We start from the raw sequence: 14557 nt of genomic DNA, 5'->3' as shown, positions 1-14557 counted from the left end.
GAGCGCGCATCACCGAAGAATCCATGGATAACAACAAGACACCGATCAATGACGAGCAGTGGGTGCGCGAGCAGGCGGACCGATCCCTCGCGCGCCTACTCCCGCGACTCGAACAGCGCTTCAGCGGCGCCGTCGACGAGGTCGAATGGCTCGGTTACCGCGAGCGGCTCGAGCGCCACTTTCCCCGTCTGTTCAAGCGCCTCTATGGCCTCTATGGCGGCTATTACGACTTCTTCTATCATCTCGAGAGCATCGTCGCCTCGGCCACCGAGATGTGGATCGCCCGCTCGCCCGAACTCAAGGCGCTGGACGCGATGCGCGGCGCCGATCCCTACTGGTATCAGTCCAACCGGATGGTCGGCGCCATGTGCTACGTCGATCTCTTCGCCGGGGATCTGGCCGGGCTGCGCGAACGCATCCCCTATCTGACCGAACTCGGCATCACCTACCTGCACCTGATGCCGGTGTTTCGCTCGCCCGCGGGCGACAACGATGGCGGCTACGCGGTCAGCAGCTATCGCGAGGTCGATCCCGAACTCGGCACCATGCAGGATCTCGCCGACCTGGCCACCGAACTGCGCCATCACGGCATCTCGCTGACGCTCGACTTCGTCTTCAACCATACCAGCGACGAACATGAATGGGCGCGCGCGGCATTGGCCGGCGATCGCACCCACCAGGGCTACTACCGGCTGTTCCCCGATCGCACGCTGCCGGACCTGTACGAAAAGACCATGCCCGAGGTCTTCGGCGAGGATCATCCCGGCGCCTTCACCTATCGCACCGGGATCAAGAAGTGGGTCTGGACCACCTTCCACACCTATCAGTGGGATCTGAACTACGAGAATCCGGAGGTCTTCAACCGGATGCTCGAGGAGATGCTGTTCCTGGCCAATCAGGGTGTCGAGATCCTGCGCCTGGATGCGGTCGCCTTTCTCTGGAAGCGGATCGGCACCAACTCGCAGAATCTGCCCGAGGCGCATTGGATCATCCAGGCCTTCAATGCCCTGGTCAGCATCGCCGCGCCAGCGATGGTGTTCAAATCGGAGGCCATCGTGCACCCGGACGAGGTGCGCGAATACGTCAGCATCGACGAATGCCCGCTGTCGTACAACCCGCAGTTGATGGCCCTGCTCTGGGACGCGCTGGCGACGCGCGATGTGCGCGTCTTGCAACGGGCGATGCAGAGCCGCTTCGCGGTGCCCTCGGGCTGCGCCTGGGTCAACTATGTGCGCTGCCATGACGACATCGGCTGGGCCTTCGCCAACGACGATGTCGAGGCCGTCGGCTTCGACCCGGACGCGCACCGGCTGTTCCTGACCCGCTTCTACACCGGGCGCTTCGAGGGCAGCTTTGCCCGAGGCGCACCGTTCCAGGAAGACCCGGCGACCGGCAACGCGCGCGTCTCTGGCACTTGCGCCTCGCTGACCGGGTTCGAGAAGGCGCTCGAGCAGCAGGATGAGGCCGAGCTGGAACTGGCGATCGGCCGCCTCCTGCTGATCCACGGCATCATCATCATGATCGGCGGCATCCCGCTGATCTATCTCGGCGACGAGATCGCGACCCTCAACGACTACGGCTACGATCAGGATGCCGAGAAGGTCGGCGATTCGCGCTGGCTGCATCGCGGCGCCTTCGATTGGCAGCGCGCCGAGCAACGCCGCGATCGCGAGACGGTGCCGGGGCGCGTCTATCAAGGCCTGCTGCGCCTGTTGCAGGTGCGCAGCCATAACCACGCCTTCGCACGCGGCGACACCGAGCTATTGGATACCGGCAATCCGCAGGTGTTCGGTTTCCTGCGCTCGAGCGAGCAGTCGACCGTCTTCGTCATCGGCAATTTCAGCGAGCGTTCGCAACGCCTGGAGGCGCGGCGTCTGCGCCAGATGGGGATGCGCAAGACCATGGTCGACCTGTTCGCCGGTCAGACCATCATCGCCACCCAGGAATTGCTGCTTGAGCCCTATCAGCTGATGGCGTTGGCGCGCTCGGCTTAGTCACCACCGGCGACCTCGCGCCGCCACGGGCTTCATTCTCGACATCGAAGCGGCGGCCCACGCCGAAACCGCCGTGATCAAATAGTTAGGGCTCAAAAGAGTCGTAGTGGCCGCCTATAGCAAAGATATAGATATGAGTATCGTCAAACTGATACACAAGCCGATCCTTCTGGCTAAGTCGCCTCGACCAAAAGCCGGAAAGGTTCTGTCGAAGTGCTTCGGGTTTCCCCAAACCGATGCTGGGATCGCCACGCAACATTTCTTTCAAAATGGCGCAAAGATTCTTGTGCATCCGTTTGTCGCGCTGCCGTAGGTCTTCGTACATTTCCCATGTTCTACCCTCAAATACCAGTGATCTCATCTAGCTGCTCTTGGGTCGGGGTATATCCGGTCCCGGCGTTATGGGTAACACTGGAATCGGCGATTTGGCGCATAAGGCTGGTATTTTGGAGTACGTATAGGGTTTCCTGGTCACGTTCCCAGTCCTCCGCACTCATCACTACAAAATCCGAGCCAGAACGGCGTGTTACGCGAAGCGGAATATGCTGGCTAACGACATGTTCGACAAAGCTTTTCAGGTTGTCCCTGAATTTGTTTACAGTTGTGGTGTCCATTGTCGGGTGCCTCGTGATGTACGGTAATACCGTACAGTATAGGGAAAGCCCTGACAATGCCATACACTCGGGTTCTTCAGTCGCTGCGCTCGCTCACCCTCAGTGTCAGCATACATAACGCCCGGTCCCTGTCATCCTTCTAAGAATTGTTGGGGGTGAGAGGACACCACCGGCGACCTCGCGCCGCCCAGCGCAAGACTCAAGCCACCGGCGTGGTGTATTCGGTCTCGACCTCGAACTCGATATCGAACTGCAACGCATCGAGCACCTGGTCGTACTTGTCGAGCAGCTCGGCGCGGTCGCGCCCGCCGATGTAGGCATTGGCCAGCTCGAAGCTGTAGCTGTCCTGATTGGCGAGCTTGAGCAGGTCATCGCCCTTGTTGACCATCACCTGGATGCGGGTATCGCCCTGGCGCCGGCTGACCCGCTGCAGGGCCTCGGGCTTGGGCACGAAGCTGACGCGGCCCGGCTCGAAGGCGCGCGTGAAGAAATGCGCGGCGACATTCCAACGGCCCTGGCGACCAAGCGGGGCCGGTTTGCGCCCGAGCGCGAGGTCGGCCACCACCGACAGGTGCGACACCCCATGCACCTTCTGAAACAGATCGGCGTGGCTCTGCGAGGCGCGCGGGTTGACCTCCAGCAGCCAGACCTTGTCGTTGGTCTGGTCATAGAAGAACTCGACGTTGAACGGGCCGTGCGTGAAGCCGAATTGCTGGATCACCAAGCGCGTGACATCCATCATCCGGTGCTGGATCTCGAGCGGCAAAATCGACGGATACTCATAGCGGGCGAACGACGACGAAGCCGCCTCGCGCACGCTATCGACGACGCCATAGACCACCACCTTGCCGTCATAGGCATAGCCTTCGAGCGTGCACTGGGCGCCGCCGATCGAGGATTCGGCGATGAAGCTCTCCGGCATCTCGGTCAGCTCGGGCGGCATCTCATAGGCCCGCATGACCGCGCGGAATGGCTCGATGATGGCACCACCGCGTTCGCGGCAGACCTCCATGATGTCGGCGAACTGACGCGGCCCGTTGATGGCGTAGGCGAGGTAGGAACGAAACGACTTCACCGGCTTGATCCAGAACGGCGGCAGCATGCCGATGGTCGTGTAGGCATCGTCGGCATGCGGATCGAAGGCGACGAAGGCCGGGATATGCTCGGGCACGACTTTCTGTTGCTCCAGCCGTGACCAGTATTTGTGCTCGCACTTGAAGATCGGTTCGAGGCCCGGCCCCGGCAGCCCAAAGCGTTCGGCCAGCGCGGCGGCGATGATGGTGCCGGGAAAATCGAAAAAGCTCGCCACGCCAGCCGGTCCGCCGGGCGCCTCGGCCATGCGGGAGGCGGCGCGTTCGATCAGCCCGGCGATATCGACCTCCGGGTCGTCGCGCATCTCCGCGAGCGTCAGGGCGGGACGAAAGTCGACCTCGCTGGCTTGGGGCAGGGTTTCAAGGGTTTCCTGGTTGAAGGCATCAAGGCCGACAAAAAAGAGTTGGCGTTTCGCGGACATGGATTCTTGCTCTCGTCGATGGGGTGTCTGCTGGGCGCGGCCGCATCGGCTCAAACCAGATCGCGGGGCACTTGCTGGTCCCAGCTCTTGGAAAAGATGCGCGCTTCGCCCTCGTAGGCATCCAGCGTGGCGCGGATGACGAAATCGGTCTCGGTGGAGGTCAACACCGTGCGTGTCACGGTACTCACCACCCAGTCGCCACGGCAAAACTCACGCACCTGCTCGACGAAGCCGCGCAGCGTGGCGTAATCGTTGTTGACATAGGAGTAGCGTTCACGCGCATGGCGTTTGGATGCGAGGAGCGTGTCATCGAGCCGATAGTGCGCGTCGTTATTGACGACATTCAACTCCACCCGGTTCGACCCCAGGTCCAGGTTCACCGTCCAGCGCCGATCGGCGGGGGCGATCAGCGTCATGGGCAACGGCTCGGCCATGCGCGGCGGTCCGAACGGACGCAGCGCGCTGTCTTCCGCGCGCGGCGGGCGCACGGGCAGGATCAGCCGCGAGCGCTCTGGATGGATCGTCAGGCGCGCCGGGCGCGGAGACGGCCAGGCGAGGGGCCAATAGGATGACGAGATCGCCACCCGAATCGAATGGCCGCGCGGGAAATGCTGGGCGATGTTGTTGAGCGTGACGGCCACCCGCTGCCGCTCGCCCGGCTGCAACGGGCGCGGGCATTCGTGGCTCTCGGCATGAGTCAGGTTGAGGATGCCGAAACTCACCCGCGCCGAGCGTCCGTCCGGCGAGACATCGCAGAGGCGCACCGCCACCATGGCGACGGGCTGGTCGGCGGCGATGTCGAGTTCTACCACCGGCGCGCCCATGATCTCGATCGCCGCCGCGAGCGGCCAGCTATCGAACAGCAGCGCGCCACCATCCTCCTGGCGTTGGTCCCAAGGCAGGTCGGTTTCTTCGGCGTAGGAACACCATTTGCCCGCGAACAGCCCCACCGACAGCGGCGACTGGATGGTCATCGGCTCGGTATCGCGCGCCCTTGGGAACTGGCCGGGATTGAGCAGCGCGCCGGCGCCGAGGCGCCAGGATTGCTCCTTGATGCGCGCCGAGGGCCAGGTCTCCTCGGCGACCCAGTGGCCGGGACTCGATGTAGTGAGCGGCGAGGAGGGGTCCATCATCCAGACGCGCAGGCGCGGCTCGGCCTCGATGCCGTTCTCGCGGCCCTTGAGCCAGCGATCCCACCAGGCAACGCATTCGCCGAGGAAGTCGATGGCCGGTCCCGGTCCGCCCATGTGCGGGTACTTGTGGCCCCAGGGACCAACGATGGCGCGGCGCGGCACCTCCAGATGCTGCATGAGCCGGAACACGGGATTGGTATAGCCGTCGCGCCAGCCCGAGACTGCCATCACCGGCACCTGAATGGCGGCATAGTGCTCGTTGACCGAGCCGGATTTCCAATAGGCGTCACGGTGTTGATGCCGGAGCCAGGTGTCGAGCCAGAGTCCCGAGCCATCCAGCCGCTCGAGCCACATCCGCCGCCAGTCCGCGCCCACATGCGTCGGGTCGGGCGGGCAACTGTTGAAGGCGAACATGTTGCCGGCCCAGGAGAGATTATCGGTCAGCAGGCAGCCGCCCATGTAGTGGACGTCATCGGTGTAGCGGTCATCCGATGAGCAGACCGTGATCACAGCGCCGACCTGCGGTGGCCGCAGGGCGGCCAGTTGCAGCCCATTGAATCCGCCCCAAGACAGCCCGAACAGCCCGACCTTGCCATCCGACCAGGGCTGCTCGGCGATCCAGGCGAGGATATCGAATCCGTCCTGCATCTCCAGCGGCAGGTACTCGTCGGTCAGGATGCCCTCGCTGTCGCCCGAGCCGCGCATATCGACCCGCAAGCCGGCATAGCCATGGGTGGCGAAGAAGGCATGGATCTGATGATCGCGGTTGGCCTTGTTGTCGTTGCGGCGATAGGGGATATATTCGAGGATGGTCGGCACCGGCGCGGTCTCGGCCCCTGCTGGCAGCCAGAGCTTGGCCGCGAGTCGGGTGCCGTCGCGCATGGGGATGAAGAGCAGCGGTCGGGTGTCGATTGACGGCGTCATGGGAATTGTTGTCGTGCTCATCACAAGGCAAAGGCGAGCGGAAACGCTTGCGCGCTCGGTCTAACCAACGCGATCGCGACACTAGCATAGCCGGTTCGCAGGTCGGGTATCATCGGTGTCCCATGTTGCTGCGCGAAACCAATCGCTATCGCCTCCATCGCCAAGGCCGCTATCTCTGGGCGGCCTTCAAGCGACCGCACCGGGTGCTCAGCACCTGCAAGGTCAATGGTGGACTGCGCGAGGATCTCACCCATGTGGCGAACCATCAAAGCTGCGAGGGCGTCGCGCATGATCGGCGTGATCGGCGCGCCGAACCGGATCCGCACGAGAAACGCGACGGCCACACGCCAGCGCCGCTGCCAGCGCTGGACGCCTTCCATCTCCAGGCCTGCCGGGAGGCTGGGTTGCCGCCGACGACCACGGCGCTGATGTCGACGGCGGCGAATATGCAGTGCGCGGTGCTCGCGCAGGCCGAGCATGAAGAGCTGTGCGTGTCGGTCGTCGCCACCGCGGGGGTGTTGGGCAACGCGACCCGCGCCGGCGATCCGGCCGGCTGGCATGAGCAGCGCGAAGGCAGCCGGCCGCTCCGGCGTCCCTCCGCTGCCGACGCTCACGCCAAGGCCGGAACTGATGCGAACGCGGCTGCGGGGACGGGCACGGAGACCGCTGCCGCCAGCGGGGCTGACTCCCAGGGCCTGACCATGGAGGATCTCACGGCCATGGAGGATTTCTCAACGGCCGGGCCGGCGCGCGCTCAGCCGTGGCCTTCGCCGGATGAGACCGGCGCTGGCACCATCGTGCTGTTGGTTTTCATCAACCAGCCTTGCACGCCGGCCTGCCTGACGCGGGCGGCGACCGTGGTCACCGAAGGCAAGAGCACGGCGCTGCTCGATTTGCGCATGCCGAGCCTGCAATCGGCGGGACTGGCGACCGGCACGGGCACCGATCAACTGGTGCTCGCGGCGCCGTTGGTGCGGTCGTTAGCGCCGTCGGGCGACGCGGAGCAAGGCTGGCCACGACAGAGCGCGCCGCGCTGGGCGCCAGATACCGAACGGCAGCGGGAACCGCGCCGGGAACCACGGCAAGCGCAAGAATGGGAACGACACTGGGCCGGTGGCCATAACAGCCTGGGTGAATTGCTCGGACGCGCGACGCATGCCGCCGTCACCCGTTGCCTGCTGTTGCAAAACGGCGTCTGCGCCGAGCTGCGACGCTCCATCTGCGGGGCATTGGCCCGCCATGGCTGCGATGAGACGGCGCTGCGCGTGCAAGCCCGCGCCGAACTCGCCGCGCCCGAGGCCGAGTTGTTCGCACGCAATCTGACCGCGCTGATCCATGATCCCCAGAGCGCGGCGACGGCCTATGCGCTGGCCGAAATCATCGACCTGGCGCGCGCCGGCGTGTTGCATGCCGAGATCGCGCGCGAGGCGCTGATCAATCAGGCCGCGCTGCTGGCGGCCGCCGTCGCGGTCGCGCCGGAGCAGTTCGCCTCGCTCCGCGAGGCCTTGCTGCCGCATCGCGATCTGACCCCCGGTGCGCTTGCGGCGCGGGCCGTCGCCTTGGGATTCGCGCGCAAATGGACCTGAGCGCCCATGTGTTGCTGATCCTCGGCGCCTGCGCGCTCGATGCGTTGCTCGGCGATCCGGTCTATCGGCTGCATCCGATCCGCGTGCTCGGCGCCTGGACATTGCTGTGGGAACGCGGGCTATTCCGCCTCGGGCTCGCGGGCCGCGGCGGTGGCATCCTGCTCTGGATCGCAACCGTGGGAGGCGCGCTCGCGGCCTGGTGGGCAGTGCGCGCTGCGCTCGACCTGCTGCATCCCTGGCTGGCGTTCGGATGGGATCTGTTCATCGCCTACAGCCTGCTCTGCGCGCGGGATCTGTTGCAGCAGGGGCGGCGCGTCCTGCAGGCGTTGGAAGGGCGGCATCCAGCGCAGGTTTGGGATCGGCGCCCAGAGCGGGGTCAGGAGCAAGATCGGCCCGCTGCCTCGCCTGCGCCCGAGGATCGGCGCCAGCCTCAGGATCTCCCTCTGGCCCGGCGCGAATTACAAAAGCTGGTCAGCCGCGAGACCGCGCGCCTGCCGCGCGCCGGGGTGGTGCGCGCCGCCATCGAGAGTCTGTCGGAGAATTTGACCGATGGCGTGCTGACGCCGCTCTGGGCGCTGTGCCTGTTCGGCCTGCCGGGGCTGATCCTGATCAAGGTGGTGTCGAACCTGGATTCGATGGTCGGCTACAAGAACGCGCGCTACCGCCACTTCGGCTGGGCCGGGGCGCGCTCCGACGATCTCGCGCACTGGCTGCCGGCGCGGCTCTCGGTGCTGGTGATCGCGCTCGCGGCGGCGCTGCGGCGCGAGCATCCGCAGTTGGTCTTGCCGGCGGCCAAGAGCTACCACGCGATGCTGCCGAGTCCGAACTCGGGCTGGAGCGAGGCGGCCTGCGCGGGCGCGCTGCGGGTGCGGCTGGTGGGGCCGATCTGGCATGCCGGGGAGCTGGTCAACGAGGCCTACATGGGCGATCCCGACTGGCCCGCCGAGCTGGAGACCAATGACCTGCGCCGCGCCTTGTGGCTGATGCTGGTCGCCTGCCTGATCGCGCTCGGCAGCGGACTGGCGCTGGCGCCGCTGCGCGTCCTGATGCCTTGGTAAGGCGATTGCTGTCACTCGCCTCAGTGGTCTCGTCCGCCGCTCGCGTGGTCGTTTCAGTGCAATTTCATCTGCCAGGAGTTCTCGGTCAACGGCTGATCGTGGGCGCGCGCGGCCAACTGTAGCCAGCCTGCGGTTTCCGCTCCCGACATCGGCGCCGCGATCAGACGGCCCTGGCCGTGCTCGAAGCCAAACTCGCGCAGGGTGTCGAGCTGGCCCTGGGTCTCGATGCCTTCGGCGACCGCGAGGCTGCCGATCTGCTCGGCGAGCAGGCAGCCGATGCGGGCGAGATGCTGCGCGCGCGGCAGGTTGGGGAGGGCGGCGACCAGACTGCGATCGACCTTGATGAAGTCGGGCTGGAGGTCGGTGAGCATGGTCAGCGAGGCTAGCCCGGCGCCGAAGTTGTCGACACCGAGCAGGATGTGCTGATTCAGTAGCCGCGGGAGCACCAGCCGCGACCAGTCCAGATCCGTGCCCAGGGAGCGCTCGGACAGTTCCAGCCGCAGCGCGCAGGCGTCGACGCCATGGGTTTGCAAGGCACCATGCAGGTCATCGAGAAAGCGCCCGTCGATCAGCTGTTGCTCACAGGCATTGATGCTGAGAAAGAGCCCGGGCGACCAGACGCCGCGGCGCTGCCAATCGGCGATCTGCGCGAGCGCGAGCTCGATGATCCGTTCGCCGAGCGCGCCGAGCAGTCCGGCCGACTCGGCGACGACGAACACCTGTTCGACGGCGATGCTCTTCTGGCCCGGACGCTGCCAGCGCAGCAGGGCCTCGAAACCGACCGGCGTCATGCTCTCGAACGTGACGATCGGCTGGTAGTGCAGGTCGAGCTGATGCGTGCGGATGGCCTCCTCGAGCGCGCGCTTGAGCGCCTCCTGGGCCTTGGCGTCCTCGCGCATGCGCGACTCGAATGGAGTCGCGCGCCGACCGCCGAACTGCTTGCTGACCTGCAGGGCGCGGTCCGCGTCTTGGAGCACCTCGTCAACACTGTCGTAATCGGCGGTGATGCGGAGCAAGCCGATGTCGGGCCTGATCAGCACGCTGTCATCGTCGATTCTGATCGGCTCGCGGAAACGCGCGAGGATGGTCGCCGCCGCGCCTTCGGTATGGCTCCAATGCGCATCCCGCCGCATCAGCACCATGAACTCATCGCCGCCGAAGCGGCCGATGGCCTCGGCCTCCAAGCCCAGTTCGCGGAGCATGGTGCTGAAGCGGCAGAGAACCTGGTCGCCGCGCGCCTGGCCGAAGCGATCGTTGATGCGCCGGAATCCACCGAGATCGATGAAGATCAGGCCCGGGGTCGGATGCGGCGACGATTTCGCCGCAGCGATGGCATTGACCAGGTGGGCATGCATCGAGGCGCGACTGCGCAGGCCGGTGAGCGGATCATGCTGGGCCTCGTGGATGAGGCGGTGTTGTAGCGACAGATTGGTTGCCCGCAGGCGCATCAGGATGGCGATCAGCCAGCAGATCGACTCGATCACATTGCCGAGCGGGAAGGCGAACGCGGCCATGGGTGGCAGCCAGGCGCCCTGGGTGACCACGGCGGCGGCCTGGATGCCGCCGCCGCCGAGGGCGGCGGCAAGCCCCACCGCGAACCACCGCATGGCGGGCTCGCCCTCGCGCAAGCGCCGCGCCAGCAGCACGATGACCAGGATCGCCAGCAACGGCAGGATGGCGGCGCCAAAGCGGTAGGCCCCGGCATTGAAGGCGGCGAGATAGAAGCCGCCGGCGCTCAAGGCGACACTCGCGATCAACACCGAGCGCATCCACCCGCCAGGGCGCAGGAAGGTGATCGCCAGCAACGACAGCCCGATCACCGCAGTGCCCGCGGCGAAGGCCTGTAGCAGATGATGCGCGCTCGGCGGCGGCCAGAACGGCAGCCAGGCCGGCCCGAGCCCAAGCGCCTGCAGCTGATAGAACTGCAGGGCAATGAGATAGGCGAGGTAGGCGAGCGTGAGGCGGCTGCGCTGGTAGCGCGTGACCAACAAGGCGATCACGAACAGGGTCGCGAGCATGCCGGTGAACATGCTGATCGCGATCCAGAGTTGCTCGCTGAGGCACTGGAAGCGGGCCTCGGGAATGAGTTCGATCCACGGCCGCACCGATTGATGATCGATGACGATGGCGACCGCCGGCGTCTCGCCCAGGGCCGCCGGTAGCCGCGCGTTCGGAAACGGGCTGGAGAGGCTGCGTTGCTCAAAGGGCAGCGAGCGCCCCGACTCATGCACGCGGATACAGCCATCGGCGGCTTCGGCTAGGACGATAAAGCGCTCGACGATGGGGTCCTTGATCGTGGCGATCAGCGCTTGCGATTGGGACTGGGCCGCGCGCGGCTCAAGGATGAAGGCGCGCGCGGGTGCGCGGCGGTCGAGCGACGGGATGTCCGGCGTCGAACAATGCACGGGTGCCGCGGCGGCCAGCATCCGGTAGTCGCGCAGCCAGTCGCCGGCGGGGCGGGGGCTGGGCGAGACCGGATCGAAGCCGGGTTCGGGCTCGGCCGCGCGCGCGTCGGCACGCACAGGTAAGACTGACGCCACCAGGAGACAGAGCATCAACAGCCAGCCTGCGATCGCGCGGGTTAGAGGCCCGGGCCAGAGGCGCGCGGGGGCAGCGCGGCATGGACGGACGGTGGCTGGCGGTGTGGACATAGGACGAACTGCCAAACAGTAGGCGAGCGCGACGCGCCGAGAATCGAACCTCGGCGGATAACATACCTTAGGCGGATGGGTTCAGTCGCCTGTTTCGAGCCGCGCGCTCAATCCTCCGAACGACGCAGTTTGTGCGTCAGCTCCTCGAGTTCGCGCTGCATCTCCAGGTTCTGGAATGGCCGCAGCGGCGGCACCTCGCGCTCGAGCAGGCCGTCGAGCAGACGCTGGCTGGAGTGCACGAGATCGACCAGCTCGCCGGAGACGCGCACCGTTTGGTAGGTATTCCAGGCGGTGTCGATATCCTCGGCCAGCGTCGCTCGGGCCTGCTCGACCTGGGCGCGCTGCTCGATCAGATAATCGCGATAGACCGCCGCCGCCTCGATCGTCAGTTGTTGCGCTGTTAGATTGTTGCGCAGCAGCTCGGCGCGCGCCGGTTGTGCCTGCATGAGCGCGCGCGTCTCCTCGCTCAGGCCGGCGGCGCGTTCGGCGATGGCGGCGATCTCCGGGAGGTAGTCGTCATCGATCGCCGCGACGACATCGTCGTGCATCCGCTCCAGCGCGCGCAGCAGGATCACGTACATGCCGTAATAGCGCCTGGCGCTCTCGAGATCCTCGCCGCTCTCGTCGACCAGGGTTTCGAGCTGTTGGCTGATCGCCTTGACGTTATCGAAGACGATGCCGAGATCGATGATGTTGTCGCCAACCACGGTCGCCAGTAGCAGATCGACCTGGTCCTTGCTGAGTTCGAGGCCCAACCCGCGCAGTTCGTCGACGAACTCGGCCTTGACCCGCTCGAGTTGCGCCAGATGCGCGCGGATCTCGGCCTCGCGCTCGGCGATGCGGGCGTCGTAGCCACGCATGGTGGTCGCGAGCAGCGACTCGCTGGGGGCCGCGACGCGGGCGCGCCGGAAGCGGTCGATATCGGCGCGCGCCGCCGCGATCCGCGCGCGTAGCTCCTCGATGCGCGCGCGATAGTCTTGCGCCGACGAGCGCGAGAGGATAGCGACCGAGGCGTCGAGCAATGCATTGATGTCGGCATCGGCGGAGCGTTTGTCGCGGCCGATCCAGGCGCGCTCTGGAAGTCCGGGGCGCTCTTCCTCGATCCGCAGCGTTTCATCGAGCGTTGGCACCAGCTCTTTCCAGATCTGGGCGCTCGGTGTTTGGTCGCCGCCATCCAGCGAGCGCTGCGTCTTCTTCCAGGCCTCGAGCGTGGCCGCGCGTGAGCGCTGCCACCAGCTGTCGGCAGACTCGGTCGAGCGCTCCCACAAGGTTGCGGCCTCGTCGAGTGAACGCTCCAGCAACCCGCCCGATGCGTCTTCGGCGCTCGGCGCCGTTTGCTCGGCGCGCGCGCCCACGGCGGCGAAGAGGAAGAGGCCAAGTATCAGCGGGTTGAGCATCAGGGACGCACTCAAGCCCCGCGGTGCTCGGGTGGCGCGCCCGTGTTGCGCGATCGGGTCGGTGGTCCTCGGCGGCATCGGCGCGGTCGCTCGCTGGTTGGTGAGGTTGCGGTACCTGAAACTGTAGCAAGAACGCCGGCGGCTCGTGGCGGCGCGTGCGGAGGCGCCCATTCGCATTCCAACGCTTGCGGTCGCTGGCGGTGACTGCTACCTTGATGCGCTTGCTGCCGGCCGCTGGTCAGCGGCATCGGTCAATGGTGGGCGGCGTCGGTCCCCTCGCAACGCGAAACCGTGAACCCGGTCAGGCCCGGAAGGGAGCAGCCGCAGCGGTGGATGTGTGTGCCGGGGTGCGGCTGACGCGGTCCGCCACCCTATCCCTGCCCGCCGTCGCACGGCCGTGGATACTCCTCTGTGCTCAGGCTCGTCCGCAACTGATCCCATGGCCTATCAGGTCCTCGCGCGCAAGTGGCGTCCCCGGTCCTTCGCCGATCTCGTCGGTCAGGAGCATGTGGTGCGCGCGCTCGTCAATGGGCTCGAGCGCGGCCAGCTGCATCACGCCTATCTGTTCACCGGCACCCGCGGCGTGGGCAAGACCACGCTGGCACGCATCCTCGCCAAGACGCTCAACTGCGAGCAAGGCGTCGGCCCGACCCCGTGCGGGGTCTGCTCGGCCTGCAGCGAGATCGATGCCGGGCGCTTCGTCGATCTGCTCGAGGTCGATGCCGCCTCGCGCACCAAGGTCGATCAGACCCGCGAGCTGCTCGACAACGTCCCCTTCGCGCCGGTGCGCGGCCGCTACAAGGTCTATCTGATCGACGAGGTGCACATGTTCTCGGCGAGCAGCTTCAATGCGCTGCTGAAGACCTTGGAGGAACCGCCGCCGCATGTGAAGTTCGTGCTCGCCACCACCGATCCGCAGAAGCTGCCGGCGACGGTGCTCTCGCGTTGTCTCCAGTTCAATCTCAAACGGTTGCTGCCCGAGCAGATTGGCGAGCGCTTCGTCGGCGTGCTCGCGGCCGAAGGGATCGATTTCGAGCCGCCGGCGCTGCGGCTGCTCGCGCGCGCGGCCGATGGCAGCATGCGCGATGGATTGAGCCTGTTGGATCAGGCCATCGCCTTTGGCGCCGGTCGGGTGGCGCTCGACGATGTGCGCGCGCTGCTCGGCAGCGGCGGCGGCGAGCTGACGCTCGATCTGTTGGAGGCGCTCGCGGTGGCCGACGGCGCGCGGGTCCTGTCTGAGATCGGCCGCGTCGCCGAGCTGACGCCGGATTTTTCCAGCCTGCTCGAGGATCTGCTTGCGGCCCTGCACCGGATCGCATGGGCGCAGCAGGTGCCGACGACCCTCAAGGGCGATGATCCGGAGGATCGACGCTTGCAGGCGATCGCCGAGCAACTGTCCGCCGAGGACGTGCAGCTCTATTATCAAATCCTGCTGAGCGGGCAGGGCGATCTCGCGCTGGCGCCCGATCCGCGTGCCGGGCTCGAGATGGTGCTGCTGCGCGCGCTGGCGTTTCGCCCGGTGCCGGTCGACGAGACCGGGTCGGCGCCGCCGCCTGGGTCTTCGACCGGTGCGCCCACGGCGTCCGCCCTCGGCTCGCGATCCGGGTCCGCGGCCGGCGCCGCCAGCACGGCCGATGCCGCAGCCTCTGACGCGGCGGCGGTTGTCGAGCGCCCATCCGCCGCCCAG

General features: G+C 66.4%; 10 protein-coding genes and 1 other RNA gene. 5 read left to right on the top strand and 6 right to left on the bottom strand.

All coding sequences use genetic code 11. The features are described 5' to 3' along the window. Nucleotides 1-23 precede the first annotated feature (23 nt). A complete protein-coding gene (locus ACLFQI_RS05815; protein ID WP_410757939.1) occupies nt 24-1994 on the top strand; it encodes an alpha-amylase family glycosyl hydrolase in 1971 nt (656 codons plus the stop codon). Nucleotides 1995-2079: 85 nt separating this feature from the next. Here ACLFQI_RS05815 and ACLFQI_RS05810 read toward each other — a convergent pair whose 3' ends face one another. The 4 genes from ACLFQI_RS05810 to ACLFQI_RS05795 form a co-directional block, all read right to left on the bottom strand. After that, entirely contained in the window at nt 2080-2355 is a 276-nt protein-coding gene (locus ACLFQI_RS05810; RefSeq protein ID WP_410757937.1) for a Txe/YoeB family addiction module toxin, read from the bottom strand. Next, complete coding sequence (locus tag ACLFQI_RS05805) at nt 2336-2608, bottom strand: type II toxin-antitoxin system Phd/YefM family antitoxin (RefSeq protein ID WP_410757936.1); 273 nt, start codon at nt 2606-2608, stop codon at nt 2336-2338. The genes ACLFQI_RS05810 and ACLFQI_RS05805 overlap by 20 nt, the downstream gene beginning before the upstream one ends. 199 nt (nt 2609-2807) lie before the next feature. Continuing rightward, nucleotides 2808-4121 carry an acetyl-CoA carboxylase biotin carboxylase subunit family protein gene (locus ACLFQI_RS05800; RefSeq protein ID WP_410757935.1) on the bottom strand — a complete coding sequence of 438 codons (1314 nt, stop codon included), beginning with the start codon at nt 4119-4121 and terminating at the stop codon, nt 2808-2810. 50 nt (nt 4122-4171) lie between these two features. Beyond that, nucleotides 4172-6178 (bottom strand): CocE/NonD family hydrolase, encoded by a 2007-nt coding sequence (locus tag ACLFQI_RS05795; RefSeq protein WP_410757934.1) that lies wholly within the window; start codon nt 6176-6178, stop codon nt 4172-4174. Between the two features lie 122 nt (nt 6179-6300). Between ACLFQI_RS05795 and ACLFQI_RS05790 the strand changes: the two genes are divergently transcribed. Together ACLFQI_RS05790 and ACLFQI_RS05785 are read left to right on the top strand one after the other, a co-directional pair. Then, a complete protein-coding gene (locus tag ACLFQI_RS05790; protein WP_410757933.1) occupies nt 6301-7764 on the top strand; it encodes an adenosylcobinamide amidohydrolase in 1464 nt (487 codons plus the stop codon). Further along, a complete protein-coding gene (locus ACLFQI_RS05785; RefSeq protein WP_410757932.1) occupies nt 7755-8822 on the top strand; it encodes a cobalamin biosynthesis protein in 1068 nt (355 codons plus the stop codon). Before ACLFQI_RS05790 ends, ACLFQI_RS05785 begins: the two co-directional genes overlap by 10 nt. Before the next feature lie 53 nt (nt 8823-8875). Here the strand turns inward: ACLFQI_RS05785 and ACLFQI_RS05780 are convergent, their stop codons facing one another. Both ACLFQI_RS05780 and ACLFQI_RS05775 read right to left on the bottom strand, forming a co-directional pair. Further along, nucleotides 8876-11362: a putative bifunctional diguanylate cyclase/phosphodiesterase gene (locus tag ACLFQI_RS05780; RefSeq protein ID WP_410757931.1), complete on the bottom strand. Its 2487-nt coding sequence runs from the start codon at nt 11360-11362 to the stop codon at nt 8876-8878. Nucleotides 11363-11580: 218 nt separating this feature from the next. Further along, a complete protein-coding gene (locus ACLFQI_RS05775) occupies nt 11581-12885 on the bottom strand; it encodes a hypothetical protein (protein ID WP_410757930.1) in 1305 nt (434 codons plus the stop codon). A 250-nt stretch (nt 12886-13135) separates the two neighbouring features. Between ACLFQI_RS05775 and ffs the strand changes: the two genes are divergently transcribed. Together ffs and dnaX are read left to right on the top strand one after the other, a co-directional pair. Next, an RNA gene (gene ffs / locus ACLFQI_RS05770) (signal recognition particle sRNA small type) lies at nt 13136-13232 on the top strand. A gap of 77 nt (nt 13233-13309) precedes the next feature. Next, a partial coding sequence (dnaX, locus tag ACLFQI_RS05765) for a DNA polymerase III subunit gamma/tau (protein ID WP_410757929.1) occupies nt 13310-14557 on the top strand: 1248 nt, incomplete at its 3' end.

The sequence above is a fragment of the Halochromatium sp. genome (genome assembly GCF_046541315.1).
In the GTDB taxonomy this organism is placed as follows: domain Bacteria; phylum Pseudomonadota; class Gammaproteobacteria; order Chromatiales; family Chromatiaceae; genus Lamprobacter.
This window is presented reverse-complemented; position numbering and strand designations above follow the sequence as displayed.

Coding starts and splice junctions, on each gene's coding strand:
- ACLFQI_RS05790 (WP_410757933.1), top strand. CDS start 6,301: ATGTTGCTGCGCGAAACCAATCGCTATCGCCTCCATCGCCAAGGCCGC.
- ACLFQI_RS05795 (WP_410757934.1), bottom strand. CDS start 6,178: ATGACGCCGTCAATCGACACCCGACCGCTGCTCTTCATCCCCATGCGC.
- ACLFQI_RS05800 (WP_410757935.1), bottom strand. CDS start 4,121: ATGTCCGCGAAACGCCAACTCTTTTTTGTCGGCCTTGATGCCTTCAAC.
- ACLFQI_RS05805 (WP_410757936.1), bottom strand. CDS start 2,608: ATGGACACCACAACTGTAAACAAATTCAGGGACAACCTGAAAAGCTTT.
- ACLFQI_RS05810 (WP_410757937.1), bottom strand. CDS start 2,355: ATGAGATCACTGGTATTTGAGGGTAGAACATGGGAAATGTACGAAGAC.
- ACLFQI_RS05785 (WP_410757932.1), top strand. CDS start 7,755: ATGGACCTGAGCGCCCATGTGTTGCTGATCCTCGGCGCCTGCGCGCTC.
- ACLFQI_RS05815 (WP_410757939.1), top strand. CDS start 24: ATGGATAACAACAAGACACCGATCAATGACGAGCAGTGGGTGCGCGAG.